Genomic DNA, 21,662 nt, shown 5'->3' with positions numbered 1-21,662 from the left:
TGGAGCCTCTCGACGGTGGTCAGCGGGCGCCGATCAGGCGGCGTCGACGCGGTGCGCGCGCACGTAATCCGCGATCGTACGAACGGACGTGAAGACCTCGGGTTGATCGTCGGGGAGTTCGACATCGAAGGTCGCGTTGAGGGCGAGGACGACCTCGAGGATGTCAATGGAGTCGAGGTTGAGCGAGGACTCCTCGTGTTCCGTTCCCTCCGCCAGGGAAGAGAAGATCGGCGCGTCGAGGTCGACGTCGACAGGATCGATCTCGAGCCCCAGTCGTTCGACGATGGCCGAGACGATCTCTCGCTCGATGGTCTGTTCGGTCATGTCATTTCCTTCGTCTCTTGCAGTGGGTCGAAACATCGGCGAGGCGGCTGGGCGGATGGTCGGGGCCCGATGCGGGCGGTGAACCGGCTTTCGGTTACCCGAGCGGGCCGCTCGGGCGTGTGCCGCGACGACGACGTACCCGACGCCGGGGGGACCGGATGCCTCGAATGCCTCACTCCGGGAACATCTGTTCCGTCGTGACGCCGCGCCGCGCGCCTTCCGCGAGGAATTCACGCACCGACATATCTCGCTTCGAGCACGCGCCGCGATCGCCGCCGGGAAGCGCGCCCTGTTCGTCCGTTGTCGGGTGCTCCCCGCGCGCCTCAGTGGTCATGTTTGAATGCTAGAGGGTCACGTTTGACTCCCTCAAACGATTTCACCCGCCCGGTGAAACGGGAGGACTCTCCTACGCTGGGGGCATGGCCCGTAAGAAGAAGACGCCCCACCCGTTCGACCGGCATCTGGGTTCGGCGATCCGGGCGGCGCGTCGGCGCAGAGATGTCACGCGCGAGGCTCTCGCGCGGCAAACCGGCATCCCCCTGTCGAACTTGAAGCGACGCGAAGACGGGGTGAACGAGACCACGGTCTCCGAGCTCGAGCGCATCGCGGCGGTCCTGCGCGTGCCGACGCGCGAGATCGTCGACATGGCCCTCGTCGACTACAGCGACGACGGCTCCACGTCGAGCGGCTCGCCGCACGACGGCCTCGTCAAGCTGCTCGCCTCCATGTCGGAAGCCCCTCGTACCCTCGACGAAACAGACAACGTGACCTACCTCGGTCACGTCTCTCCCGGTCTCCTCGACGCCGCCAACACCGACGAGAGGACGAGGTCGACCGACTGATCATCGACGGAGGAGCCTTGCGAGAACTACTCGCCCTCGCGGCACGCCTCGGGGTCACCGTTCACGTCGCTCATCTCCCCGAACCCTATCGGGGCTTCTACGATCACGAGCGTCGCATGATCGTGTATGACTTCACCCTCACCCCCGTCGAGCGCGCCTGCGTCGTCGCACACGAACTCGGACACGCCTTTCACGGACACCGGGGCCCGGGTGATCCCCGTGCGGAGGCCGCCGCCGACGCGTACGCCGCTCGGCTCCTCGTCGATCCGGAGCGATTCGCCCGGCTCGAAGCGATGGGTTTGCCCGAGAACGACATCGCCGAAGAACTGGGCGTGACGCCCAAGCTCTTGCGCGTTTTCCTCGAGAACGACCTCACGCGTCTGCGCGGCGTCACCTATACGCGCGCCCGGCTGGGGCGCGGCCAGTTCCACTCGGCCGAGCGTTGGGCATCGTGACGCCGCGTGCGTCGGCTCCTCCGCGCTCGTCCCCTCCGTTCGCTCGCGACGGCCGCGTCACGGTCGCCACCGACTCGTCCCCTCGCCCGTCGGATGCACCGACTAAATCCACCCCCGCTCGCGCGCGTGGATCGTCGCCTGCTGCCGACTCGCGAGTCCGAGCTTGCCGAGCACCGACGACACGTGGTTGCGCACCGTCCCCGCCGACAGATGGAGGGATGCCGCGATCTCGGCAACCGTCTGCCCTCGTGCGCCGGCTCGCAGCACGTCGAGCTCCCGGTCGGTGAGCGGGCTGCGCTCGTCGCTCAGCGCGTCGGCCGCGACCTCGGGGTCGACGTACCGGCGCCCGACCGCGACCTCGCGGATGACGGCCGCCACGTCGTCCGCCGGTCGCGACTTCGACAGGAATCCGCTCACTCCCGCACCGAGCGCCCGCCGCAGCACCCCCGGCCGCGCGTGCCGCGTGACGATCACGCAGCGAGAGGGCACGCTCCGCAGGATCTTCGCCGCGGTGTCGACGCCGTCGAGCCCGGGCATCTCGAGGTCGAGCAGGCACACGTCGGGCTTCAGACGCTGCGCCTCGGCCACGGCGGTCTCGCCGTCGCGGCACTCGGCGACGACCTCGAGGTCGTCCTCCAACCGCAGCAGGGCGGCGAGCGCTGTGCGGATCATGTCTTCGTCGTCGGCGATGAGCACGCGGATCATGCCGTCACCCCCTCGGGCACGCGGACAGTGAGGCGGAATCGGTCGCCGAGGCGGGTGGCATCCATTGCCCCTCCCACCGAACCCACGCGTTCGACGATTCCCGACAGCCCCGCCCCATCGCCGACGACAGACGCGGCCCCCCGCGCGTCGTTCTCGACGATCAGCACCCACGACCCCTCATGACGGGCGAGGGAGAGGGATGCCGACACCCCGCCGCCGTGCTTCAGCACGTTCGTCGTGGACTCGCGCACCACCGGCCCGAGCACGTCCGCCGGCGCGCGACCGGCCTCGGTATCGACCAGCAGGTCGACGGTGAGGCCCGCGGCGCGGAGCAGGTCGGCGGCGTTGGCGAGTTCGTCGGGCAGGGGCACGCCGCGGAACCGCGCGGCCAGATCCCGCGTGCCGCGTCGAGCTTCGTCGACGCTCGCGCGAGCGGCGCGGACCTGTTCGACAGCGGCATCCGGATCCCGCCCCATCATCTTCTCGGCGAGCTCGAGCTGCAGCGCGATCACCTGCAGGTGGTGGCCCTGCAGGTCGTGCAGGTCGCCGGCGAGGCGCAGCCGCTCTTGCGCGGCGGCGAGGCGACCCTCGGCGCGGCGGGCGCGGTCGAGTTCGCGCACGATGTCCCACCACCAGAGCGAGGTGGCGGTCAGCGGCGCGAGCATCGACGCGAACAACGGCAGGGCGAAGGTCAGGGTGAGGTAGCCGTCGGGATTCAGGCGCGTGGCCTCGACGACCCACGCCGCCACGATCACGACCAGCAGCAGCACGACGAGCCGCAGCCGGATGCCGCCCCGCCACCGCACCGTGCACAGCGCCTGCGCCGCGAGGGCCACCGCGACGAGCACGGATCCCGCCCCCAGGCCGAACACCGCCGCCGAGGCGATCCCCACCAGCACGAGGGGCCAGACCCGGCGCCGCGCCGAGTCGTCGCCGTCGTCGAGGGGCTCGCGGCGGTAGTGCACGAGCAGAAGGACTCCGGATGCCATCGACCCGGCCGCCCCGATCAGGACCAGCGCGATGTCGAGCGGCGTCCCCCGCATGACGACGACGAACGTCCAGAGGAAGAGGGCGAACACGTGCAGGAACATCACCGAGGCGGCGGTGTACCACCAGGTGACGCGGACGTCACGGGCGTAGGTCGCCGCGGGAGTGCGGAGGGGTGCGGGTGCGGGGGCGCTCACACCCGCCACAGTACGGGCATGACATTCGTCACGGGCGGGGCAGGACGGCCCCGCGAGAGGGGGCGGGCACGGGTTGGGTTCCGTGCCCGCCGTCCGCTCAGGCGCCCTCTCGTCGCGGTCCCGACGCCGCCGGCTCCGCACCCGCGAGAAGCGCATCGTCGCTCCCGTCGCCGCGGACCCGACGGCGGAACGGCGCCGCCAGCGTCGGCAGGATGCTGCGTCGGTGGATGATCAGCGCGACGATCGCGATCGCGATCTGCACCCCCGACAGGATGTACCGGCCTCCGGTGTCGGTGACGAAGAACTGCACCGCGAAGATCGCCGCGAGAGACGCCGCCGACCACCAGTGGAACCGCAGCGCCATGATGATGGCCACGCCCATCACGGTCTGCGAACCGGTGAGCACGAACTCCTCGATCTGGCGCGCGTCGAGGGGAAGGTCTCCCCCACCGCCGCCGAAGAAGTGCGCGAGGGGCAGCGAGCCGACCAGCAGGCTCCACTGATTGATCTTCGACGCGATGAGGGTGCCGATGGCGGCAGCCCCCATCCCGCGCAGCGCGAACATCACGGCGATGATGAATTCGGGAGCCTCGGATGCCAGCGGCGCCAGCCACTGCACGAGGAAATAGCTGTCGATTCCCAGCGCAGAACCCGACTCCACGAGCGCCTCGGCGAACGGTTCGGCGCACGCGAGGATGATGGCCGCGGCCACGACGAACAGCGCGATGACGGTGAGGCGGCGCGGCCGCTGGGGCAGGTCGGCGATGAGCGCGGCGGGGCCGACGAAGTGCTCCTCGCCGTCGCTCTCGGCCTGGCTTGCGCGCCAGAGGTAGAAGGCGAACGCGGCGATGAGGACGAGTCCGAACCAGATCGGGATGTGGCCGAGCAGCGGGATCGCGAAGGCGACGACCGCGAGCACCGCGAGGAAGCCCACGTCGAGGCGGGATTCGCGCGGCAGCTGCAGGAACGTCACCCGTGCGGCCTTCTTGCTCTTCGCGACGCGGTTCGCGACCGTCAACGCCACGATCACGACGAGCGGCCACCCGAAGCCGAGAAGGAGCCGGTTCGAGCCGGTCATGTTCGCCGCCGCGAACTGCTCGTACGACGGGTCGTACCCCGACCGGAACGCGTAGTAGAGGTCGACCGCGTACTCCGGGAGCACGGCGATCAGGGCGAGGATGGCGATGGCCAGCGGGCCCGAGATGTCTTTCTGCGCGGCCTCGGCGGCCCACGCCAGAAGGAAGCTCGCGGCGACGACGGCCGCACCGAAGACGATGAGATCGAGCACGGCGTTCGGGTGGAACCCGAGCACCCGGAAGACGATCGCGGGGGCCGCGATCAGCAGGCACAGGCCGATACGGCGGATGAGAGCGCGTGGCATGGAAGAACTCCGGTCGGACGCGACCGAAGACGGGACAGCGACGCTTCGGCCTGGGCGGGCCGAAGGTCTCGCTCGCCTCACCGCTGAGCGGTCGAGGTGGGATGCCGGGCGATCATCGTGAACGCCAGTATGTCGACACCGCCGCGGGCCGGAGGCGGCCCGGAGCTACTCCCCTTCGTTGCCTCCAGCCTCGGCCAGCGATATTTCTGAACGCAAGCTGAGAGCGCGATTGACAGGATTTCGGGTTGCCTCACCCCGTGATGACGCGGGTCGCCGAGCGGCATTCCCAGTGTTCAGGCTGTCCGAAATCCGGCGCGGATGCCGCGGGAGCGTCACCTCAGCGGTCGGTCGTCGGGGAGCTCGGGCGGAACGCGGTCGCGGTCCTGCGCCGTCTCGATCGAGGTGGGCTCCTGCCGAAGCTGCCCCGAGGTCGATGGCGTCCATCCGTAGAACGCGGACTCGACCGCACCCGCATCGATCACGGGGCGGATCGCCTGTCGCACGGCGTCTTTGCGCCGGCCCGAGCGACGACGTCCGAGCGCGACGCCGAGACGAACGAGCACCCCGACCGCGATGACCGCCCAGAAGAGGTACTCGATCCACACGAGGAAGCTCGGCACGGTTCCTCCTTCGGATCGGCCACGGGGCTTGCGACGATACGCGATCCGGAAGACGCCGTGAAGGCCACCCCTGACATTCGTCAGGGGTGGGGCGCCGCATTTTCCCGCCCGGTCGTGACACCGCGACACTGCCGCGACGAGCCGCCCGCCGATGGGATGGAATCACCGCGGAACACGCCGCGTCCTCATTCCCCCGGAGTCCCCATGTCGAATCCCGTGTCGGACCTCATCCTCGGCTTCCAGGGCCTCGTCGCCGACGTGCCCGACCTCGTCCAACCGCTCATCCTCGCCCTCGCGGGTGCCGTGCCGTTCATCGAGGGCGAAGGTGCCGCGGCGATCGGCATCATCGGCGGCATCCCTCCGATCGTCGCCGCCATCGCCGGCGCGGTCGGCAACATCATCTGCGTCGCCGTGGTCGTGCTCGCGACCTCTCGCGTGCGCACCGCCGTCACCACCCGCCGCGGCGCCATCGAGAAGCCCCCGACCGCCCGCCGCGAGAAGTTCGAAAAGGCCTACCACCGCTACGGAACCCCGGGCGTGAGCCTGCTCGGCCCCCTGCTGCTGCCGACGCAGTTCACCGCCGCGGCCCTCACCTCCACCGGCGTGCCGCCGATGCGCGTGCTCGCCTGGCAGGCCGCCGCGATCGTGCTGTGGACGACGGTGATCACGCTGATCATCACGGGGGTGGTCCGGGCGGTGGCGTGAGATTTCCCTTCGGACGAGGGATGCCGCGTCTCGACGTCTGCGCTGAGTTCCGCGCGCGGTCAGCAACGTCATAGCGAAGACCTCGCTCCGCGCAACCTCGGCCCGCGGCTCGCATGGCTGGATAGAGGAGACCCCGCCCGCATTCGAGAGGACACCCACCCGATGCCGCAGCAGACTGTCACCCTGACCCTCGGACAGCCGATCTACGCGCAAGCCCTCTATTACACGGCCATGTTCTCGCAAAAGCCGTTCCGCGAAGCGCTGCTGATCTACCGCGAGGGCGGGACGTACACGATCCTCTCCCCCGGCGAAGATCACCACGGCTGCTGGGTGTCCGTCACGGCCCCGCTCGATCCCCCGCGCCACGTCGCCTTCATGTCGTGGCCGTCGGCCGACTGGGACCACGACATCGCCGCGCACACCCTGACGTTCGCGCCCGATACCGGCGCATTCACGCAGGAGTTGCGGCTGCCCGGCGAGGCGGTTCCGCGCGCCCAGCACGGGTTCGCGGTAGCGATTCCCTCTCCCGAGTCGATGGACCCGAGTGCCGGGTGGGAGGCCCTCCGGGAGCAGCACGAGGCGGGCTTCCGCGGCCTGCACGATCTCGCTGGCGTGCAGCGGTCCGGCAGCTGACACGACCGAACCTGACGCGGAGCTGGGCGGCCGGCGCCTGTCTCGTCGTGCTCCACCTCACACGCTGACCGCGCCGTTCTGATCGCCGCGAGAGGGTGCATGAGAGCAGCCGTCGCGCGAGGCCCGGACGGCTAGTCTCGACACATGACCTGCGCCGCTCGTCCCACCTACGCCGAGATCCACGAGTGGGTCACCGAGTACGAGAAGCACGACCGTGTCGCCCACGCCACCGTGCACGTCCTGCGTCAGGACGACCCCGAGCACCTCGAATCCGGCATGGTGGCAATCCACCTCAACCACGGACCCGCGTCGATCTCGCTGAACGTCGACTGCGAGCGGAAGTGGACGGCATCCCTCTCCGAACGCTCCGGCGAGTTCCCGCTCTCGGGCAGCCACCTCATCGCCCTCGGTGAAGAACTCTTCACGACCGGCAAGCTCTGCGAGTACCTGCAGTCGCGCACCGACGGCGCGGTCAGCACGGCTCCTGCCGAACTGTCGTGAAGACCGACGGCAGCGAGCCGGTCGATATCGAACCCGGCATCTACGAGCACTTCAAAGGCCAGCGCTACGAGGTCTTCGGCACCGCGAAGCACTCGGAGACCGAAGAGGTCTTCGTCTCGTACCGCACGCTCTATGGCGATCACTCGTCCTGGGTGCGCCCGGTCGAGATGTTCACCGAGCACGTCGAACGCGACGGCTACTCGGGCCCGCGGTTCCGGCGCGTCGGCCCGTCGACCTGACGCGGCGCCCATTCCTCGTTCCCCGCGATCGCATACCCCGCGTGGGAGAGTGACGGCGTGAAACTGTATTCCGACTTCGCCGTGCAGCGCGCGCGTCAGGTGACCGTCGACCTCATCGCGCTCGTGCTCATTGCGCTGAGCATCACCGCCGGGGTCACCGTCTTCTCCGCCGTCGACCAGCTCGCGCAGTTGGGCCGCCAGATACAGTCGACCGGCGTGGACTTCCGCGCGTCGATGTCCGACGCCGGCACCCGCCTCGGAGGAGTCCCGTTCATCGGCGAGGGGATCAGCGGTCCGTTCACCACGGCGAGCTCCGCGGGCGACACCCTCGCGGCCGTCGGCCAGACACAGCAAGACCTCGTCCGGCAGGCGGCGATCGCCCTCGGCGTGGGAGTCGCGGGTTTGCCGATCCTCATCGTTCTGCTGGTGTGGCTCGTCCCGCGGCTGCGCTTCATCTCGCGCGCGACGCGCACCCGCAACCTGGTGCGTTCAGGCCTCACTACCGACCTTCTCGCCCTGCGGGCCCTCACGCATCAGAAGGTCGGCGTTCTCGCGAAAGTCGATCCCGACGCTGTGAGCGCCTGGCGTCGAGGCGACCCCGTCATCATGCAGCGCCTCGCCGGGCTGGAGCTGAAGTCGGTCGGCATCCGGGCACGCTAGGACGAGGGCTTTTGCAGACCCAAGGCTTGGTCGACGCCGTCCTCACCGCTCCAAGACGAGGAGCACCTGGAACCCGTCGGGGTCGGCGAACGCCAGAGCGTGCGTCCGCCAATAGGGGTTCGAGGGCGAAACCTCTCGCCCGGCAAGGCGAGCCGCGATGCTCTGGCGTTCCTCGTCGTCGTCGAAGTACAGAACGAGCACCGACTCAGGATCCGGCATCGGCGCCGAGTGACCGCCGCCCGTGGTGAACTCCAGATGCGCGCCACTTCCGGGGAGATCGAGGAACACCCCGTCGTATCCCGCATGATCCTCGAAGCCGCCCAGCACGGGGAGCCCGACCCCGTCGCGGTAGAACCGAACGATGTCGTCGAGATGGTCGGTGTGACGCGCGAAACGGACCTTCATTCCAACGATGTTCGCAGCGGAACGACTTCTTCGCGCCCCGCCCGCTGCACCACGTGATCAACTCCCCCGAAGCTCTGTCGCAGCGCGACCTCAGCTTGACATCGGCGGAGGGTCGCCACCGTGGCGCAGTTCCTCTTCTATGCGGGCGAGCAGGGCCGCCGCCGCCTGCACTCCGGCTTCATCGCCGTCGAGCGCCCTCCGCAGGCGGTCTGCCCAGTACGCATGAAGCTTCTGCACGCTCTCATCCGCAAGAGCGGTCGGATGCAGGCGCGTCACTCGGGCGTCATCCGGGGCGGTCTGACGCTCGATCAGGCCCTTCGCGACCAGCGAGCGCAGCGCGACGCTGCAGTTGCTGCGCTGCAACGCTGTCGCTCTGGCGACGGCGCTCGGTGAGGCGCCGGGATTGTGGTGCACCCATCTCATGACGAGGGCTTCCGTGCCGGTGAGCGGCACGATGTCGGGCGCCTGTGGCCCCTTCGGATCGATCTCGCGCGCGACGCGCATCACGACGTCGGCAAGCTCGGCGAGAGCACCATCAGAGACCGAGGGGGTCACGGCTCTACTGTAACAGCCGCATCATTCGGTTATGCTTTCATAACTATGACGATCGACACCGGCTCCCTCCGCACCCCGGCGGCACCCCTTTCCCTTCATCCGAAGGGCATCACGACGCCGCTCCTGTTGGTACTCGGGCTCCTGAGCGCCGTCGCACCTTTCGCCACCGATCTCTACCTGCCGGCGTTCCCGCAGATGACCGTCGAGCTGGCGACTTCGGCCACGACCGTGCAACTCACACTGACGGCGTTCCTCATCGGCGTGACCGTCGGGCAGCTCGTCTTCGGCCCGCTCTCCGACCGCTTCGGCCGCGTCCCGCCCCTCGTCGTCGGCGCCGCCCTCTGCGTGCTCGCGAGCGCCGTCGCGGTGTTCGCGCCCAACGTCGCCGTCCTCGTCGCCGCGCGTCTGTTCCAGGGCCTCGGTGGGGCAGCGGGAATGGTCATCGGTCGCGCGGTCATCTCCGACCTGTCGACCGGCAAGGCCGCCGCGCGTGCCTTCTCGCTCATGATGATCGTGGGCGGTGTCGCCCCGGTCGTGGCACCGCTCCTCGGGGGCCTGCTCGTCGGACCGATCGGGTGGCGCGGCCTGCTGGCGATCGTTCTGGGACTCTCGGTGGCCATGCTCGTCGCCGTGCTCGCCGTGGTGCGCGAGACGCATCTGCGCGCCCGCCGCGACATGCTGCGCGCCGAGCGGGTGGCATCCGGGTCTCCCCTTCGCGCACTGCGGTCGCGAACCTTCATCGGTTACACGGCCGTGTTCGCCTTCGGCTTCGCGGTGATGATGGCGTACATCTCGGCGTCGCCGTTTTTGTACCAGAACATGCTCGGACTCGACACGGTTGCCTACGGCCTGCTCTTCGGCCTGAATGCGCTGGCGCTGGTGGTCGTGAGCGCCCTGTCACCCAAGCTCACCGCCACCCGTTCGGTCGAGAGCGTCTTGACGCTCGGGATCGCGCTGGTAACCGCCTCTGCCGTCGCCTTCGCCCTGCTCGTCTTCTTCGGAGCGCCGGCTTTCTGGCTCACGGTGCCGCTGTTCACCGCCGTCGGGTCGCTGGGCCTGGTGTTCGGAAACGCCACCGCCCTGGCGCTCAGCGCCGTCCCCCAGATCGCCGGAAGCGCCTCGGCCGTGCTCGGAGCACTGCAGTTCGGTCTCGCCGCGTTGGTCTCGCCGCTGGTGAGTCTGGGCGGAGAGGGCACCGCCGCACCGCTGGCTGTCGTCATGGTCGTCGCCGCCGCGATTGCGGCCGTAGCCCTCGCGGTCACGCGGCGCTCGAGCGCGGGCACCTCGGCGTCTTGACGGATGCGGTGACGACAGCAGCAGAGCCCCGGGCAGCGCTTCGAGCTCCGGCCACGAAGTAGCCGACGGTCAGCCTCCGAAGGGCCAGCGGCGGTGATCCCGATACAACGAGACGGCGACCTGATCAACCTGCTCCGAGGCCTGTCGATCGCCCGGGCCGCGGGCGTAGCATTCGGTTACGCCGGAGTCCCTCCGCGGCCTCCGGTTCCTCCGAACCGACGAGAGCACGGGAGATCCAGATGGACACGATGGACATGATGAAGTCGATGGACATGGGCGAGATGACCATGGACATGGATGCCATGCAGGAATGCATGCAGTCGCTCAACGCGTGTGCGATGGCCGCGGCGATGTGCGCCGGCAGCGACATGATGCATGGCGCCGAGATGGCCACGTGCTGCGCCATGTGCTCGAACATGGTCGAGATGGCTCAGGCGACGATGCACATGATGATGCGTCCGGCCGGAATGAACATGGACGTGATGAGCGCCATGATGACCGCCTGCATGACCATGGGCAAGGCGTGCGCCGCCGAGTGCCGCGCGCACGGCGACATGGACGAGATGTGCCGCTACTGCGCTATGGCCTGCGACGACATGGTCATGAAGTGCGAGGCCATGATGTCCTCGATGACCGCCTGAGTTCTCCTCTTCGCGCGGCCGCTGACGTGTCGTCGGCGGCCGCTCGGCTTTTCAGCCATCAACCAGGGAGCGGGCGAGGTGCTTCTCAGCGCGATGCTCGCGCCGGCCGAGCGTTAATCGCGCGGAAGATCAGGTAGAAGCTCGACCAGAGGACGAATCCCACAAACAGAAACAAGCTGATAACAAGAAGAACGCCAGCGGGAGTATCTATCGCAAACCATCCGCTGAGAAAAAGGGCAGGCAACACGGTCACCGCCATGATCGCGAAGTGAAGAATTGACTGCCGTCGCAGCGACCAGCGGTCGATCTGATAGATGACCGAGGTACCGGCAACCGCAGCGCTTATGACGGCGACCGCGAGCGTCGCGCGTCCGTTCTCCGCTTGCCCTTGAAGAAGGAGCGCACTTCCGATTCCGCCCATGATGACGAGCGGGATGCCACCTCGAAGGGCGGCCTGCGCAATGGGGCTCATAATCACGAGTCAATCACGGGCCTCGGACTCAAACCCGCAACCGCGACAAGCATCAACTCAGTCGCGACCCGACTTCGCCAAGGCGCAATCGCCTGCAGCGGTTCGCGAAGCACCACCCACCGAACTCACGTCGACGGGCGCTCCGTTATGCGGCGCGCGCGGTCGTGATGATCGCGGACGCGCTGAGCAGTTCGGCGACCGGGTGGTACGCCACCGGCTCCCCCGCCTCGATATCGACGGCCGGACCGACGATCCGCAGCTGAACCGTTGTGCCGTTCAGCAGGGCGACCGTTGCGGTCGAGCCGTTGGCCTCGATGACGAGGCCGTCCCACCAGGCAGACGGGTTCGAGGCTGCCATGCAGCGCTGGATCGGGTGGACTGTCGACGAGATCGTGCGGGACATGGCTTCACCTGCCTTCGGAGGGGTTGGTGAGATGAAGCTACGGGATGCCGCGGGGGCGGGCGATCTGGGGCGTAGCGGGGCGTAACACCGCACGTGATGACGTAGGTCAACGACAGAGTCCGGGCGTCACTCGGCGACGATCCCCCCGTCTTCGTCGAAGCGAACGCCCTCGGCTTCGAGACGCTCACGTGCCGCGTGATGCACGACGCCGCGCCGCCGCGGATCGGTCTCCAGGAGGCGTAACAGCGTCTCACGCGTGGTCGACGGATGCTCGGCCACGGCGATCCTGACGTGTGAGCAGCTTCGCTCTGTGTCGCGGTTTTCGCTGCGTTCCGTGTCGGGTTAGGTGGTGCCGATGACGAGGGTGCTGCGGGCGGCTTCGACGACGTCGTTGGTGATGACGTCGAGCTCGTTGATCTTCAGGACACGTTGAATCTGTGGGAGGAGACGTTCGAGGAGACGGAAGTTGCCGCGGGTGATGCGTTCGACGGCGGCGATGGCTTGCGCGTCAGTGAAGTCGTCGGGGTCGAGGGTCTTGCCGAGCTTGCGCCATTGACGTTCGAGGACGAACAGCAGCTCGTCGTGGCCGAGGGGGCGGTACTGGTGGGCGAACCCGAGTCGGCTGTAGAGCTGTGGGTAGTGAGTGAACTGCTTCTCGATGCCGGGCATGCCGATCAGGATCATCGCGATGCCTGTTCGGTCGTACTGGTCGCGGAGCCACTCGATGGCGTTGCCGGTGAGGCGTTCGGACTCATCGATGATGATCAGCTCGAGCAGTGACGGGTTGGGGCCGTGCGCGTGGTCGACGTGGCCGCCGTGGAGGACGAGGTGTTCCTCGATGCAGCGTTCGGTGCGGATCATGTCGTGCCGGAGGTCCTCTTGCAGGGCGCGCATCGTCGCGGAGACCTCGGGCGTGTAGAAGACGGTCCGGGCGCGGTGGGCCGCGGCATAGATCTTGGTGTCGTCTTCACTGCGTGCGGCCCACCTGGCGATGAACGGGCCGATGCTGTCCCAGTGCGCGTAGCGGCGCGCTGAGAGGGTCTTGCCGACGCCGGCGGGCCCGAAGCAGACGCCGATGGTGTTCTGCTTCCGGACCGCGTCGGCAAACTCTGCGAACCGGCGGTGCTCCTTGGTGACGATGAACTGGCTCGTCATGACCGGTCCTCCTCGTAGGTCTTCAGTCGCGGCCGATCCGTCTCGACGGCTGCCGGTGTGGTGGTGTCGTCGAGTTTGGGATTGACGATCGCGATGCGTTCGTGGATCTGCCCGCGTAAAGCCCGGCGGTGAGCGTTCCTGGCGGCTTGGATCTGCTTGAGGCTGATCGTCTCGGTCTGGTGCTCGGTGCTGATCGCGGTGCAGAGGAACACGTCGCGGTGGAAGACGCGGATCTCGGTGACGTCGCGTGGGTCGTACCGGACACTCACGGTGCTACCGACGAACGGCGCGAGAGTGGCCGCGGTGTAGCGGAGGCCCTCGAAGTGGATGCCATCGCGCTGCACGACCCGCGTCGTGGGGACGGTGAGCAGGAACCCGTCGAGCTGTTCAAGGGACTCCGGGAGCCGTGGCAGCCACCCGTCTGCAATCCACGCGTGCAGTGGGCTCGTCCGGAGCTCGCGGTGGGTGCGGGCGTTGTAGCTGCGGATGAACGTGCTGATGGCACTGTCGACGCCGCCGAGATCCAGCGCCGGCGTCGGCGCCGAGGATCCGGCTGCGAGGCGGCCGGGGAGCGTTGGGAGCAGTTCGGTGTTGATCGTGCCGAAGAACCGCTCGATCTTTCCGCGCCCCTGGGGCCGGGCGACCTGCGAGTGGATGATGCGGAGGTGCAGCACAGCGGCGGTGTCGCCGAGACGATGGCTGGTGAAGTCGGACCCGTGGTCCGTGTAGAGCACGTCCGGGATCCCGCAGACGGGCCAGTCCGGTTCCGGCTTGTGCCAGATCGCTTGGCGCAGCGCGAGCGCGGTGTTCGCCGCTGACGGGGCACCGAGGAACACCATGTACCCGCAGATCGCGCGGGAGTAGTCGTCGAGGATCACCGTCAACCACGGCCGTGCGGGATTGCCGTCGGGCCCGACGATGAGCAGGTCAAGCATCGTGTGGTCCGCCTGCCAGATCGCATTCGGGCGGTCCGCGCGACGTCGGAGCAGCAGCTCGTGTTTGTCACGGTATGACGCTGGCCCCTCGAGTGCGAGCGTCACCATTCCGGGATCGAGCCCGTTCACGATCGACCGCACGGCGGAGTACGACGGCGACGGCAGTCCCCGTTCAGCGCAGTGGACGCCAACCTGACGGTGAATGGTGGCGATCGACGGCCGCGGCTTGGTGAGCGCAAGCCCTTCGACCAGGCGGACGAGTTCCGGTGCTGTGCGTCGGACGCCATGGTCGGCGCGAGCGTCGTCGGCGAGGGCGGCGTATCCGCCTGTCCGGTAGCGGGCGAGCCAGCGTTGCAGGGTGCGCTCGGTGACGCCCGTGCTGCGGGCCAGAGTGGCAAGCGGGATTGCGTCCTCGACGTGCAGTCGAAGGATTCGCCACCGCTCGCTCGCGTCCATGACCGGCTACATCGTCGGTGAGGGCTTTGCGCGTCGGCGGGCGACAGGTTCGGCGTGCTTCGCGAGCGTCCGGTAGATGGTGGTGCGGCTGACGCCGAGGACATCGCCGATCTGCGCGACGGTCATGTCCTGCTGTTCGTAGAGCCGGCGTGCGGTGCGCACCTGGTCCGCGGAGAGCCGAGATGGTCGGCCGCCGGTTCTGCCGCGGGCTCGGGCGGCGGCGAGGCCGGCGTTGGTGCGTTCCTTGATGAGGTCCCGTTCGAACTCCGCCAGCGCAGCGAAGACGTGGAACACAAGCCGGCCACCGGGTGAGGTGGTGTCGATGGTCTCCTGCAGCGACCGGAACCCGATGCCGCGTTCGGCGAGTGCGTGCAGCTGGTCGATGAGGTGCCGGATGGATCGACCGAGCCGGTCGAGTCGCCAGACGACGAGAGTGTCGCCGGGGCGGAGCTGGTCGAGGAGCTTGTCGAGCTCGGGCCGGTGTTGCAGCGACCCGGACATGGTGTCGACGAACACGCGGTAGCAGCCGGCGGCGCCCAGCGCGTCGATCTGTAGCGACGCGTCCTGGTCGGTGGTGGACACGCGCGCGTACCCGAGGAGGTGACCCATGGAGAGAACGTAGCGAAACTCGACCAGGAGGGGTAGTGGCGGCACGTAGATTCCGGGATTGGGTTCCGTTACAAGACACGCCGCCTCACACGCTGCCGAACCGTCGGCACGGGCAGTTGTAGCGGAGTCGTTCGTATTTGCTACAGCCGGTGAGTCAGCGCCGCGAGCCGGAGCGCTTGGACGGAACGTCGTTGTTGTTCCGCGCGATGGCGGCCGTTGGCCGGAGAGGGGTGTGGTGCCGCGATGACGGGTACGAGTCGGGGGTGCTCGTCCAGGGTGAGGTGCCGCATGACTCCGTCGAGGGCGGCGGTACCGTACGTGACGATGGCATCGAGCACGGGGAGCACCTTGAGCAGAGTTTCGAGGGCGTGTCGCCCCTCGTCGATGTCCACAGGTCGGACGCGGCCGAGGATCTCCCACGGGATGAGGTTCCAGCGGAGGTAGTCGTTGCGTGCGAGTCCGGACTCGATGCGGGCTGCGCGGAACGCGGCCGCGGTCGGGCCCGGGTTGTCCTCGCTGCAGATCGCCGTGTGCGCTGTGGCGATCGTCTGGGGGCCGGGCGACTGCATGAGGACCAGGACGCGGCTGGATGTGCCGCCGGATCTCGGGTCGAAGTTCGGGACGAACCGCCGTGAACCGTCGGGTGCGGTGCGCCATGCCTCGGCGAGGGCGTTCAGGGATCGAACGTCCGCGACCTCGTCCGCGAGTTCGTCGGGGGTGCTCATGCCGGCTGTGGTGGTGCGAGGAGTGTGCCGCGGATGACGGAGCCGTGGAAGGTGCGGACGGCAACGGTGATCCACGCGGCGACGAGGCCCACGTAGTAGACGACTGCGAGGACGGCGACGACGGTGAGTCCGGAGTGCAGGGCCAGGCCGTTCAGGCCGGTGACGCAGGTGCCGACGGGGAACGTGAATGACCACCAGGTCAGGCTGAACGGCAGATGTTCGCGGGCGGTGCGGATGGTGATGGCGAGGGCGATGACGGTCCACAGCAGCGCGAAGCCGAGCATCGCGAACCCGTACACCAGCGCCACGACCAGCAGTGCGTGGGCGGTCGACGCGTCGACGACGGCGGGGGCGTTCGATGCGAGGAGGTTTACCGCGGTGATGGACTGTCCGACCGGTCCGAGGACGATCCACAGGGTCGGCACCATACCGGCGGCACCGACCTTGTGTTGCGCGAGACGGTTCCAGATCAGCGTAATGACGACCAGGGACGTGATGAGGCTGAGGCCGAAGAAGCCGTAGCAGGACCACAGCAGGGTCTCCCGTGCCTGCCCGGCGGGGGCATACGGCAGGAGGAGCGCACCGGTCGAGGCGGACACCATCGGCGGGACGATCGGCATCAGCCAGCCGCCGAACGCGGATTCGGGCGTGTTCTCGTGGCGGGTGAACGCCAGGTACGGCACCAGGACCGCGGTGAGCAGGCCGCCGATGGTGCCGATGGTCCAGAGGACCCAGTCGACGGTGACGGCGGCGGGGAGGCCGATCCAGTCCTTGCCGAGGAGGATCGTGCCGGCGCCGACGGTGAGGAACGCCATGGGCGGTGCGCCGTAGAAGTGGGAAATCACCGGGTTGAGGTGGTGCTTCGCTGCGGTGCTCCGGTAGCGGACCCAGTGCAGGACCGTCGCGATGGTGAGGGCGACGAGCAGGACCGCCGCGATCGCCCAGACGACCGTCGCCGCCGTGCGCAGACCGGGGAACTGCAGCGGTAACGACGCGGCCGCGACGGCGACGATCCCGGTCCCCATGATCGACGCGAACCAGTTCGGGGTCAGGTTCGACACGATCAGGCCGGGCCGCTCCAGCTCCCGGAACAGCCGCCGGTCGCGCACACCGTGCTCAGAGGCTGCGGGTGCGTGGGCGAGGTGAGCGGACATGCACCCATCGTGCGCGTGTGCCCCGTGGTTCGGGAACGGCGAACTCGTTGGCAGGGCACAATGGTTACTTGTGGCACTGCGGCGGTTGACGGACCGGATCCTGGACCTCGACACCCTCGAGGTCCTCGTCCGCGTCGCGGAGACCGGGTCGTTGACCCGCGCGGCCGAGGTGTTGGGGGTGACACAGCAGGCGGTGTCTGCGCGCTTGCGTGCCGCGGAGCAGGCGACCGGTCAGCCGCTGGCGCACCGGACGGCATCCGGGACCGCGCTGACCGACGCCGGCCGGGTGGTGCTCGGTCTCGCCGTCCCGGTGTTGGAGGCCTCCCGGCGGCTTGAAGCAGGCGTCGCCGCGCTGCGGGAACCGGCGGGATCCCTCGTGGTCGCAGCGTCGCAGACGATCGCCGAACTCCTGCTGCCCGGATGGCTGCTCACCCACCGTGCTGCCGCGCCGGATGCGTCGGTGCGTTTGATCGCGGGGAACTCCGCCGACGTGACCGACCTCGTCCGTTCCGGCGCTGCCGACGTCGGGTTCACGGAGACTCCTGCTGCGCCGATTGGCCTCTCATCGTTGGTGGTCGATGAGGACGAACTCGTGGTCGTCGTCGCTCCGCACCATCCTTGGGCAAGCGCTTCGGCCATCACCTCGGATGACCTCGCGGAGACGCCCCTGCTGCTCCGTGAGGAAGGGTCCGGCACCCGCTCCACGGTCGAAGCGTGGCTCGACGACGCGGGTCTGACCCTGGTCCCGCCGGCTGCAGTGCTGGAAACGACTGGCATCATCCGCGCCAACGCTCGAGCGGGCATCGCGCCCGCGGTGATGAGTCTCCGCACCGTCGACACTGACCTCGAAGACGGTGCCCTCGTCCGGGCGCTACTGCTCGGCCCGCCACTGATCCGGCCGCTGCGAGCGATCTGGTCAGGCCGCCCGGGCACCGCTGTGACGGCGTTCCTGGACACCGTCCGCAGCTCGAGTACCGGTGGTCAGATCAGTCCGTAGGGCAGCTCCGGGTGCTGCTCGGCGATCTCGGTGAGCCGGTTGTACTTCGCGACGCGTTCCCCGCGGGCGGGTGCACCGGACTTGATCTGCCCGGTGCCGGTCCCGACAACGAGGTCCGCGATGAACGTGTCCGTGGTCTCCCCAGAACGGTGGGAGACCATGCTGGCCATCCCGATGCTCTTGGCGGTGGCGATCGCGCCGAGGGTCTGGGAGACGGTCCCGATCTGGTTCGGCTTGATCAGTGCCGCGTTCGTCAGCTGCTGCTCGCCGCCGTCGCGGATCCGCTGTGGGTCGGTGACGTAGAGGTCGTCGCCGACGATCTGGATTCGGTCTCCGAGCGCCGCTTGCATGCGGCGGAACCCCTCATGGTCGTCCTCCGCGAACCCGTCTTCGATGCTCCGGATCGGATATGCGTCGACCAGATGCCGGTAGTAGTCGACCAGCCCGTCCCGGTCGAGGCTTTCGTCGAGCACCCGGTAGGAGCCGTCGCCCTGGGAGAACTCGTTCGCTGCCGGATCGAGCGCGATCGCCACCTGATCGACGCCCGGCTCGTAGCCGGCGGTACGGATCGCAGCGACCAGCAGGTCGAGCGCTTCCTCCGGGGCGGCAATCGACGGTGCGAAGCCGCCCTCGTCGCCGAGGCCGAGGCTGCCGAACCGGTCCTGAACCAGGGCCGCGAGAGCATGGTAGACGTCCGCGCCGATGCGGACGGCGTCGGCCATCGACGTCGCTGCGACGGGGGCGATCATGAACTCCTGGAAGTCCAGCTTGTTCGCTGCGTGCGCGCCGCCGTTGAGGACGTTGAAGTGCGGGACCGGCATCCGCGGCGTGCTTCCGGTGATCTCGGCGATCCACTGCCAGAGCGGCAGGTCCGCGGCATGGGCAAGAGCCCGGGAGGCGGCGATCGAGGTCGCGACGATGCTGTTCCCGCCGAGCCGGCGGTACCCGGTGGTGCCGTCGAGTTCGGCAAGGGCGGCATCGATCCGCCCGATCGCCGACCAAGACCGGCCGGTGAGGAGCCCTGAGATGTCGGTGTCGATCAGGTGAAGCGCCTGAGTGACGTCACGGCCGCCAAACGCGGAACCGCCGTCACGGAGCTCGACGGCTTCGTGGGCGCCGGTGGATGCGCCCGCGGGGGCGTCCCCCGTGACGGTGCGGCCGTCTTCCAGCTCGAGGGACACGCGGACGGTCGGGTAGCCGCGGGAGTCGAGGATGCGGGCGCCGTGCACAGCGTCGATGGTGATCGGGTGGTCGTGGTGAGTGACGTACTCGCCCTGATGGGCTCCGTGGTGGTGGATGCCGCTGATGTAGTCGTTCACGGTGACGCTCCTTCGGTTCGGTTCGGTTCGGTTCATGCGTCGAGCTGGGGTGTGGTTGGAAGGGAAAGCCGCGGGGAGGCGGAGGGACGACCTGCTGGCGTTCACTCAGCGCCAGTGCCTCCCCGCGGCAGTCTGTGGACCCGTGGGTCACAGGTGTCGGGTGTGGGCTTCCTGCGCGGTGCGAATGACGGCTTCGGCAGCAGCACGGTCGGCCCACCCGTTGGTGGTGACGTGCTTGCCGTGCTCGATTTCCTTGTAGTGGGAGAAGAAGTGCTCGATCTCCGCCAGCGTGTGCTCCGGCACATCGCCGATGTCCTGCAGCTGCGCGAAGCGGTCGTCGCCAGCGGGAACGGTGAGGATCTTGTCGTCGCCGCCGTTTTCGTCGACCATGCGCAGCATCCCGACCGGCCGGACCGTGATGACGACGCCGGGGAACGTGGGACGGGGCAGGAGCACCAGGGCGTCGAGGGGGTCGCCGTCATCGCCGAGGGTGTTGTCGATGGAGCCGTAGTCCTGGGGGAACACCATGCTGGTGAACACCGCCCGGTCGAGCCGGATCCGGCCGGTGGCGTGGTCGACTTCGTACTTGTTGCCGCTGCCGCGGGGAATCTCGATCGTGACGTCGAAGAGCATCAGCGCCTCCGGTTCTGGAGCGGGTGTGTGGTCCGTGGGCGGGGTGGTCACAGGGTGCCGCCGAGGAGGATGCCGGCGGTCGCGGCGGCGACGGAGACGACGAGCATCCCGAGACCGTTGATCGCGGCGGCGGTGATCCGGCCGCTGCGGGCGAGGCGGACGGTTTCGAAGCTGGCGGTGCTGAACGTGGTGTAGCCGCCCATCACCCCGGTGCCGAGGACCGCGACCGGTACCGCGCCGAGGTGGGTGGCGGTGCCGACGATGATCCCCAGCAGCAGCGACCCCGTGATGTTGATCGTCAACGTGCCGACCGGGAGCCGGAACTCTCGGCCGGTGTTGATGAGCCCGTCGAGGAGGAACCGGCCGGCAGCGCCGGCACCGCCACCGAGGGCGACGGCGAGGACCAGGAACGGGCTCATGCTTCCTCCGTTCGGGGTCGGAACCAGCCGGCGACGACGAGACCGCAGGCGGTCGCGATCGCGCCGGACAAGACGGTCAGGAGCGCGTAGCCGGTGCCGGCGAGTCCGTGCCCGTCGAGGAACAGGGCGGCGGTGGACTCGGCGAGGGTGCTGTAGGTGGTGAACCCGCCGAGGACCCCTGTCCCGAGGAGCAGCCGCAGCACCCTCCGGCGACCGGCATCGGGCCCACGGTGCGCGAGCGCTTCCAACAGCACACCGAGGGCCAGCGCCCCGGTGATGTTGATCCAGAAGATCGACCAACTCACCCCGCCATCGGCAGGGAGCACGCTACTGATGACGTCGCGGAGGGCAGTACCGCCGGCCCCACCGACGGCAACGAGGCCGACGTACCGCCACCGCAGATGCACCGGCCGCATGGTCGTTGCCGGGTCGGAGACGTCGACGTCCGGGTCGGGAGGGAGCTGGTCGTCGGGCATCGGGGTGTCCGTTCGGGTGGTCATGTTCCGCCTTCTGCCGCGACCAGCGCCGCGGCGTGCTGTGCTGCTACCGGATCCAGGAACGCCCCACCCCGCGGGACGAGAGCACCCGTCGAGGCGAGGTGGTACTGCACGGGTTGCCCGGTCGGCAGGTTGAGCTGCTCGAGCTCCGGGTCGGTGAGGTCGTCGATGCATGCGCAGAGTGCGCGGAGCGAGTTCCCGTGCGCGACGACGAGGACGCTCCGCCCTGACCGCACCATCGGCAGGAGCCGGTCGTGCAAGACGGGGCGGACCCGCTTGATGACGTCCGAGAGTGCCTCGGTGCGTCGGAGGGCGCCGTCGGGCAGGCCGCGCAGCGCGGAGCTCGACCGCAGTTCCTCCCACAGGTGCAGCGACATCGGTGGCGGTGTGCCGGTACGGGACCTGCGGAGCCGCACGTACTCGTCGTCACCGAGCATCCGACGGGCGTCGGTCTTCGTCATCCCGGTCAGGGCACCGTAGTTGCGTTCGTTGAGCTGCCACACCGCTTCCGTGGGCAGCTGTGTCCCGAGGGCGTCGCAGACCAGTTCGGCGGTGCGGACGGCACGGCGCAATGTGGAGGTGACCACGACGTCCGGCGTGATGTGGTTCGACCGGAGGAGCTGTCCGGCTGCGGATGCTTGCCGTTCGCCGCGGTGCGTGAGCGGGACGTCGAGGAGCCCGGTGAAGGTGCCGGCTTCGTTCGCGGTGCTCTCCCCATGCCGCAGGAGCGTCAGCATGCCCG

At 68.7% G+C, this 21,662-nt stretch carries 31 protein-coding genes; 10 read left to right on the top strand and 21 right to left on the bottom strand.

The genetic code is table 11. The annotated features are described in order from the left end of the window. Positions 1-33 precede the first annotated feature (33 nt). Positions 34-324 carry a phosphopantetheine-binding protein gene (locus tag NE358_RS03400; protein ID WP_103206630.1) on the bottom strand — a complete coding sequence of 97 codons (291 nt, stop codon included), beginning with the start codon at positions 322-324 and terminating at the stop codon, positions 34-36. A gap of 172 nt (positions 325-496) precedes the next feature. Further along, positions 497-658, bottom strand: a complete 162-nt coding sequence (locus NE358_RS03395; protein WP_180993375.1) for a hypothetical protein — start codon at positions 656-658, stop codon at positions 497-499. Between the two features lie 85 nt (positions 659-743). Here NE358_RS03395 and NE358_RS03390 point away from each other — a divergent pair, with 85 nt between their 5' ends. Beyond that, positions 744-1,166 carry a helix-turn-helix domain-containing protein gene (locus NE358_RS03390; protein WP_103206631.1) on the top strand — a complete coding sequence of 141 codons (423 nt, stop codon included), beginning with the start codon at positions 744-746 and terminating at the stop codon, positions 1,164-1,166. Positions 1,167-1,183: 17 nt separating this feature from the next. Next, positions 1,184-1,621, top strand: coding sequence for an ImmA/IrrE family metallo-endopeptidase (locus tag NE358_RS03385; protein WP_103206632.1), 438 nt, complete (start codon positions 1,184-1,186; stop codon positions 1,619-1,621). Positions 1,622-1,723: 102 nt separating this feature from the next. On the opposite strand, the gene NE358_RS03380 is transcribed toward NE358_RS03385, so the two are convergent. The 4 genes from NE358_RS03380 to NE358_RS03365 all read right to left on the bottom strand — a co-directional run bounded on the left by NE358_RS03380 (position 1,724) and on the right by NE358_RS03365 (position 5,511). After that, positions 1,724-2,326, bottom strand: a complete 603-nt coding sequence (locus NE358_RS03380) for a response regulator transcription factor (RefSeq protein ID WP_103206633.1) — start codon at positions 2,324-2,326, stop codon at positions 1,724-1,726. Next, the gene (locus tag NE358_RS03375) at positions 2,323-3,510 is read right to left on the bottom strand and encodes a sensor histidine kinase (RefSeq protein ID WP_289941488.1); all 1,188 of its coding nucleotides are present in this window, start codon (positions 3,508-3,510) and stop codon (positions 2,323-2,325) included. The genes NE358_RS03380 and NE358_RS03375 overlap by 4 nt, the downstream gene beginning before the upstream one ends. A 97-nt stretch (positions 3,511-3,607) precedes the next feature. Beyond that, complete coding sequence (locus NE358_RS03370) at positions 3,608-4,891, bottom strand: calcium:cation antiporter family protein (RefSeq protein WP_289941487.1); 1,284 nt, start codon at positions 4,889-4,891, stop codon at positions 3,608-3,610. Positions 4,892-5,223: 332 nt separating this feature from the next. After that, positions 5,224-5,511: a hypothetical protein gene (locus NE358_RS03365; RefSeq protein ID WP_103206635.1), complete on the bottom strand. Its 288-nt coding sequence runs from the start codon at positions 5,509-5,511 to the stop codon at positions 5,224-5,226. A 204-nt stretch (positions 5,512-5,715) separates the two neighbouring features. On the opposite strand from NE358_RS03365, the gene NE358_RS03360 reads away from it, so the two are divergent. The 5 genes from NE358_RS03360 to NE358_RS03340 all read left to right on the top strand — a co-directional run bounded on the left by NE358_RS03360 (position 5,716) and on the right by NE358_RS03340 (position 8,249). After that, positions 5,716-6,216, top strand: a complete 501-nt coding sequence (locus NE358_RS03360) for a small multidrug efflux protein (RefSeq protein ID WP_103206636.1) — start codon at positions 5,716-5,718, stop codon at positions 6,214-6,216. Positions 6,217-6,378: 162 nt separating this feature from the next. Next, entirely contained in the window at positions 6,379-6,849 is a 471-nt protein-coding gene (locus tag NE358_RS03355) for a hypothetical protein (RefSeq protein WP_289941485.1), read from the top strand. 144 nt (positions 6,850-6,993) lie between these two features. Then, the gene (locus tag NE358_RS03350; RefSeq protein WP_289941483.1) at positions 6,994-7,350 is read left to right on the top strand and encodes a hypothetical protein; all 357 of its coding nucleotides are present in this window, start codon (positions 6,994-6,996) and stop codon (positions 7,348-7,350) included. Next, on the top strand, positions 7,347-7,589 hold the full coding sequence (locus tag NE358_RS03345) for a DUF1653 domain-containing protein (RefSeq protein ID WP_289941481.1): 243 nt from the start codon (positions 7,347-7,349) through the stop codon (positions 7,587-7,589). The genes NE358_RS03350 and NE358_RS03345 overlap by 4 nt, the downstream gene beginning before the upstream one ends. Before the next feature lie 57 nt (positions 7,590-7,646). Further along, positions 7,647-8,249, top strand: a complete 603-nt coding sequence (locus NE358_RS03340; protein ID WP_289941479.1) for a hypothetical protein — start codon at positions 7,647-7,649, stop codon at positions 8,247-8,249. Between the two features lie 42 nt (positions 8,250-8,291). On the opposite strand, the gene NE358_RS03335 is transcribed toward NE358_RS03340, so the two are convergent. Beyond that, on the bottom strand, positions 8,292-8,654 hold the full coding sequence (locus NE358_RS03335) for a VOC family protein (protein WP_103206641.1): 363 nt from the start codon (positions 8,652-8,654) through the stop codon (positions 8,292-8,294). Positions 8,655-8,744: 90 nt separating this feature from the next. Then, positions 8,745-9,209 (bottom strand): MarR family winged helix-turn-helix transcriptional regulator, encoded by a 465-nt coding sequence (locus NE358_RS03330; protein ID WP_289941477.1) that lies wholly within the window; start codon positions 9,207-9,209, stop codon positions 8,745-8,747. Between the two features lie 45 nt (positions 9,210-9,254). Here NE358_RS03330 and NE358_RS03325 point away from each other — a divergent pair, with 45 nt between their 5' ends. Further along, positions 9,255-10,505, top strand: a complete 1,251-nt coding sequence (locus NE358_RS03325) for a multidrug effflux MFS transporter (protein ID WP_289941475.1) — start codon at positions 9,255-9,257, stop codon at positions 10,503-10,505. Positions 10,506-10,744: 239 nt separating this feature from the next. Then, entirely contained in the window at positions 10,745-11,146 is a 402-nt protein-coding gene (locus tag NE358_RS03320) for a four-helix bundle copper-binding protein (protein ID WP_289941474.1), read from the top strand. An 85-nt stretch (positions 11,147-11,231) separates the two neighbouring features. Here the strand turns inward: NE358_RS03320 and NE358_RS03315 are convergent, their stop codons facing one another. The 8 genes from NE358_RS03315 to NE358_RS03280 all read right to left on the bottom strand — a co-directional run bounded on the left by NE358_RS03315 (position 11,232) and on the right by NE358_RS03280 (position 17,055). Further along, positions 11,232-11,618 carry a DUF3021 domain-containing protein gene (locus tag NE358_RS03315; protein WP_103207080.1) on the bottom strand — a complete coding sequence of 129 codons (387 nt, stop codon included), beginning with the start codon at positions 11,616-11,618 and terminating at the stop codon, positions 11,232-11,234. Positions 11,619-11,763: 145 nt separating this feature from the next. Continuing rightward, positions 11,764-11,976, bottom strand: coding sequence for a nuclease (locus NE358_RS03310; RefSeq protein ID WP_246077928.1), 213 nt, complete (start codon positions 11,974-11,976; stop codon positions 11,764-11,766). 171 nt (positions 11,977-12,147) lie between these two features. Continuing rightward, a complete protein-coding gene (locus NE358_RS03305; RefSeq protein WP_289942644.1) occupies positions 12,148-12,306 on the bottom strand; it encodes a hypothetical protein in 159 nt (52 codons plus the stop codon). Between the two features lie 57 nt (positions 12,307-12,363). Continuing rightward, entirely contained in the window at positions 12,364-13,176 is an 813-nt protein-coding gene (locus NE358_RS03300; RefSeq protein WP_002857202.1) for an AAA family ATPase, read from the bottom strand. Next, positions 13,173-14,567, bottom strand: coding sequence for a TnsB C-terminal domain-containing protein (locus tag NE358_RS03295; protein WP_289941468.1), 1,395 nt, complete (start codon positions 14,565-14,567; stop codon positions 13,173-13,175). Before NE358_RS03295 ends, NE358_RS03300 begins: the two co-directional genes overlap by 4 nt. 6 nt (positions 14,568-14,573) lie before the next feature. Further along, the gene (locus tag NE358_RS03290; RefSeq protein WP_002857200.1) at positions 14,574-15,176 is read right to left on the bottom strand and encodes a recombinase family protein; all 603 of its coding nucleotides are present in this window, start codon (positions 15,174-15,176) and stop codon (positions 14,574-14,576) included. A gap of 140 nt (positions 15,177-15,316) precedes the next feature. Further along, the gene (locus NE358_RS03285; RefSeq protein ID WP_289941459.1) at positions 15,317-15,901 is read right to left on the bottom strand and encodes a uracil-DNA glycosylase family protein; all 585 of its coding nucleotides are present in this window, start codon (positions 15,899-15,901) and stop codon (positions 15,317-15,319) included. Further along, positions 15,898-17,055, bottom strand: a complete 1,158-nt coding sequence (locus tag NE358_RS03280) for a TDT family transporter (protein ID WP_058749366.1) — start codon at positions 17,053-17,055, stop codon at positions 15,898-15,900. Before NE358_RS03280 ends, NE358_RS03285 begins: the two co-directional genes overlap by 4 nt. Before the next feature lie 70 nt (positions 17,056-17,125). On the opposite strand from NE358_RS03280, the gene NE358_RS03275 reads away from it, so the two are divergent. Beyond that, complete coding sequence (locus tag NE358_RS03275) at positions 17,126-18,052, top strand: LysR family transcriptional regulator (RefSeq protein WP_289941453.1); 927 nt, start codon at positions 17,126-17,128, stop codon at positions 18,050-18,052. On the opposite strand, the gene eno is transcribed toward NE358_RS03275, so the two are convergent. The 5 genes from eno to NE358_RS03250 all read right to left on the bottom strand — a co-directional run bounded on the left by eno (position 18,037) and on the right by NE358_RS03250 (position 21,657). Then, positions 18,037-19,371 (bottom strand): phosphopyruvate hydratase, encoded by a 1,335-nt coding sequence (gene eno, locus NE358_RS03270; RefSeq protein ID WP_289941451.1) that lies wholly within the window; start codon positions 19,369-19,371, stop codon positions 18,037-18,039. The genes NE358_RS03275 and eno overlap by 16 nt on opposite strands. Before the next feature lie 147 nt (positions 19,372-19,518). Then, the gene (locus NE358_RS03265; protein WP_289941449.1) at positions 19,519-20,004 is read right to left on the bottom strand and encodes an inorganic diphosphatase; all 486 of its coding nucleotides are present in this window, start codon (positions 20,002-20,004) and stop codon (positions 19,519-19,521) included. 47 nt (positions 20,005-20,051) lie between these two features. Then, on the bottom strand, positions 20,052-20,423 hold the full coding sequence (locus NE358_RS03260; protein ID WP_289941446.1) for a fluoride efflux transporter FluC: 372 nt from the start codon (positions 20,421-20,423) through the stop codon (positions 20,052-20,054). Continuing rightward, positions 20,420-20,923, bottom strand: coding sequence for a fluoride efflux transporter FluC (locus tag NE358_RS03255; protein ID WP_002854165.1), 504 nt, complete (start codon positions 20,921-20,923; stop codon positions 20,420-20,422). Before NE358_RS03255 ends, NE358_RS03260 begins: the two co-directional genes overlap by 4 nt. Then, positions 20,920-21,657 carry a 2,3-bisphosphoglycerate-dependent phosphoglycerate mutase gene (locus tag NE358_RS03250; protein WP_289942643.1) on the bottom strand — a complete coding sequence of 246 codons (738 nt, stop codon included), beginning with the start codon at positions 21,655-21,657 and terminating at the stop codon, positions 20,920-20,922. The genes NE358_RS03255 and NE358_RS03250 overlap by 4 nt, the downstream gene beginning before the upstream one ends. Between the last annotated feature and the right edge of the window lie 5 nt (positions 21,658-21,662).

This window comes from Sphingomonas sp. G5, assembly GCF_052660795.1.
This window is presented reverse-complemented; position numbering and strand designations above follow the sequence as displayed.

What these genes read in the sequence shown, in the direction of transcription:
- NE358_RS03250 (WP_289942643.1), bottom strand. Translation starts at nt 21,657, where the DNA reads ATGCTGACGCTCCTGCGGCATGGGGAGAGCACCGCGAACGAAGCCGGC.
- NE358_RS03285 (WP_289941459.1), bottom strand. Translation starts at nt 15,901, where the DNA reads ATGAGCACCCCCGACGAACTCGCGGACGAGGTCGCGGACGTTCGATCC.
- NE358_RS03335 (WP_103206641.1), bottom strand. Translation starts at nt 8,654, where the DNA reads ATGAAGGTCCGTTTCGCGCGTCACACCGACCATCTCGACGACATCGTT.
- NE358_RS03380 (WP_103206633.1), bottom strand. Translation starts at nt 2,326, where the DNA reads ATGATCCGCGTGCTCATCGCCGACGACGAAGACATGATCCGCACAGCG.
- NE358_RS03260 (WP_289941446.1), bottom strand. Translation starts at nt 20,423, where the DNA reads ATGAGCCCGTTCCTGGTCCTCGCCGTCGCCCTCGGTGGCGGTGCCGGC.
- NE358_RS03280 (WP_058749366.1), bottom strand. Translation starts at nt 17,055, where the DNA reads ATGTCCGCTCACCTCGCCCACGCACCCGCAGCCTCTGAGCACGGTGTG.
- NE358_RS03355 (WP_289941485.1), top strand. Translation starts at nt 6,379, where the DNA reads ATGCCGCAGCAGACTGTCACCCTGACCCTCGGACAGCCGATCTACGCG.
- NE358_RS03370 (WP_289941487.1), bottom strand. Translation starts at nt 4,891, where the DNA reads ATGCCACGCGCTCTCATCCGCCGTATCGGCCTGTGCCTGCTGATCGCG.
- NE358_RS03300 (WP_002857202.1), bottom strand. Translation starts at nt 13,176, where the DNA reads ATGACGAGCCAGTTCATCGTCACCAAGGAGCACCGCCGGTTCGCAGAG.
- NE358_RS03325 (WP_289941475.1), top strand. Translation starts at nt 9,255, where the DNA reads ATGACGATCGACACCGGCTCCCTCCGCACCCCGGCGGCACCCCTTTCC.
- NE358_RS03310 (WP_246077928.1), bottom strand. Translation starts at nt 11,976, where the DNA reads ATGGCAGCCTCGAACCCGTCTGCCTGGTGGGACGGCCTCGTCATCGAG.
- NE358_RS03315 (WP_103207080.1), bottom strand. Translation starts at nt 11,618, where the DNA reads ATGAGCCCCATTGCGCAGGCCGCCCTTCGAGGTGGCATCCCGCTCGTC.
- NE358_RS03265 (WP_289941449.1), bottom strand. Translation starts at nt 20,004, where the DNA reads ATGCTCTTCGACGTCACGATCGAGATTCCCCGCGGCAGCGGCAACAAG.
- NE358_RS03390 (WP_103206631.1), top strand. Translation starts at nt 744, where the DNA reads ATGGCCCGTAAGAAGAAGACGCCCCACCCGTTCGACCGGCATCTGGGT.
- NE358_RS03255 (WP_002854165.1), bottom strand. Translation starts at nt 20,923, where the DNA reads ATGACCACCCGAACGGACACCCCGATGCCCGACGACCAGCTCCCTCCC.
- NE358_RS03400 (WP_103206630.1), bottom strand. Translation starts at nt 324, where the DNA reads ATGACCGAACAGACCATCGAGCGAGAGATCGTCTCGGCCATCGTCGAA.
- NE358_RS03350 (WP_289941483.1), top strand. Translation starts at nt 6,994, where the DNA reads ATGACCTGCGCCGCTCGTCCCACCTACGCCGAGATCCACGAGTGGGTC.
- NE358_RS03290 (WP_002857200.1), bottom strand. Translation starts at nt 15,176, where the DNA reads ATGGGTCACCTCCTCGGGTACGCGCGCGTGTCCACCACCGACCAGGAC.
- NE358_RS03320 (WP_289941474.1), top strand. Translation starts at nt 10,745, where the DNA reads ATGGACACGATGGACATGATGAAGTCGATGGACATGGGCGAGATGACC.
- NE358_RS03295 (WP_289941468.1), bottom strand. Translation starts at nt 14,567, where the DNA reads ATGGACGCGAGCGAGCGGTGGCGAATCCTTCGACTGCACGTCGAGGAC.
- NE358_RS03360 (WP_103206636.1), top strand. Translation starts at nt 5,716, where the DNA reads ATGTCGAATCCCGTGTCGGACCTCATCCTCGGCTTCCAGGGCCTCGTC.
- NE358_RS03395 (WP_180993375.1), bottom strand. Translation starts at nt 658, where the DNA reads ATGACCACTGAGGCGCGCGGGGAGCACCCGACAACGGACGAACAGGGC.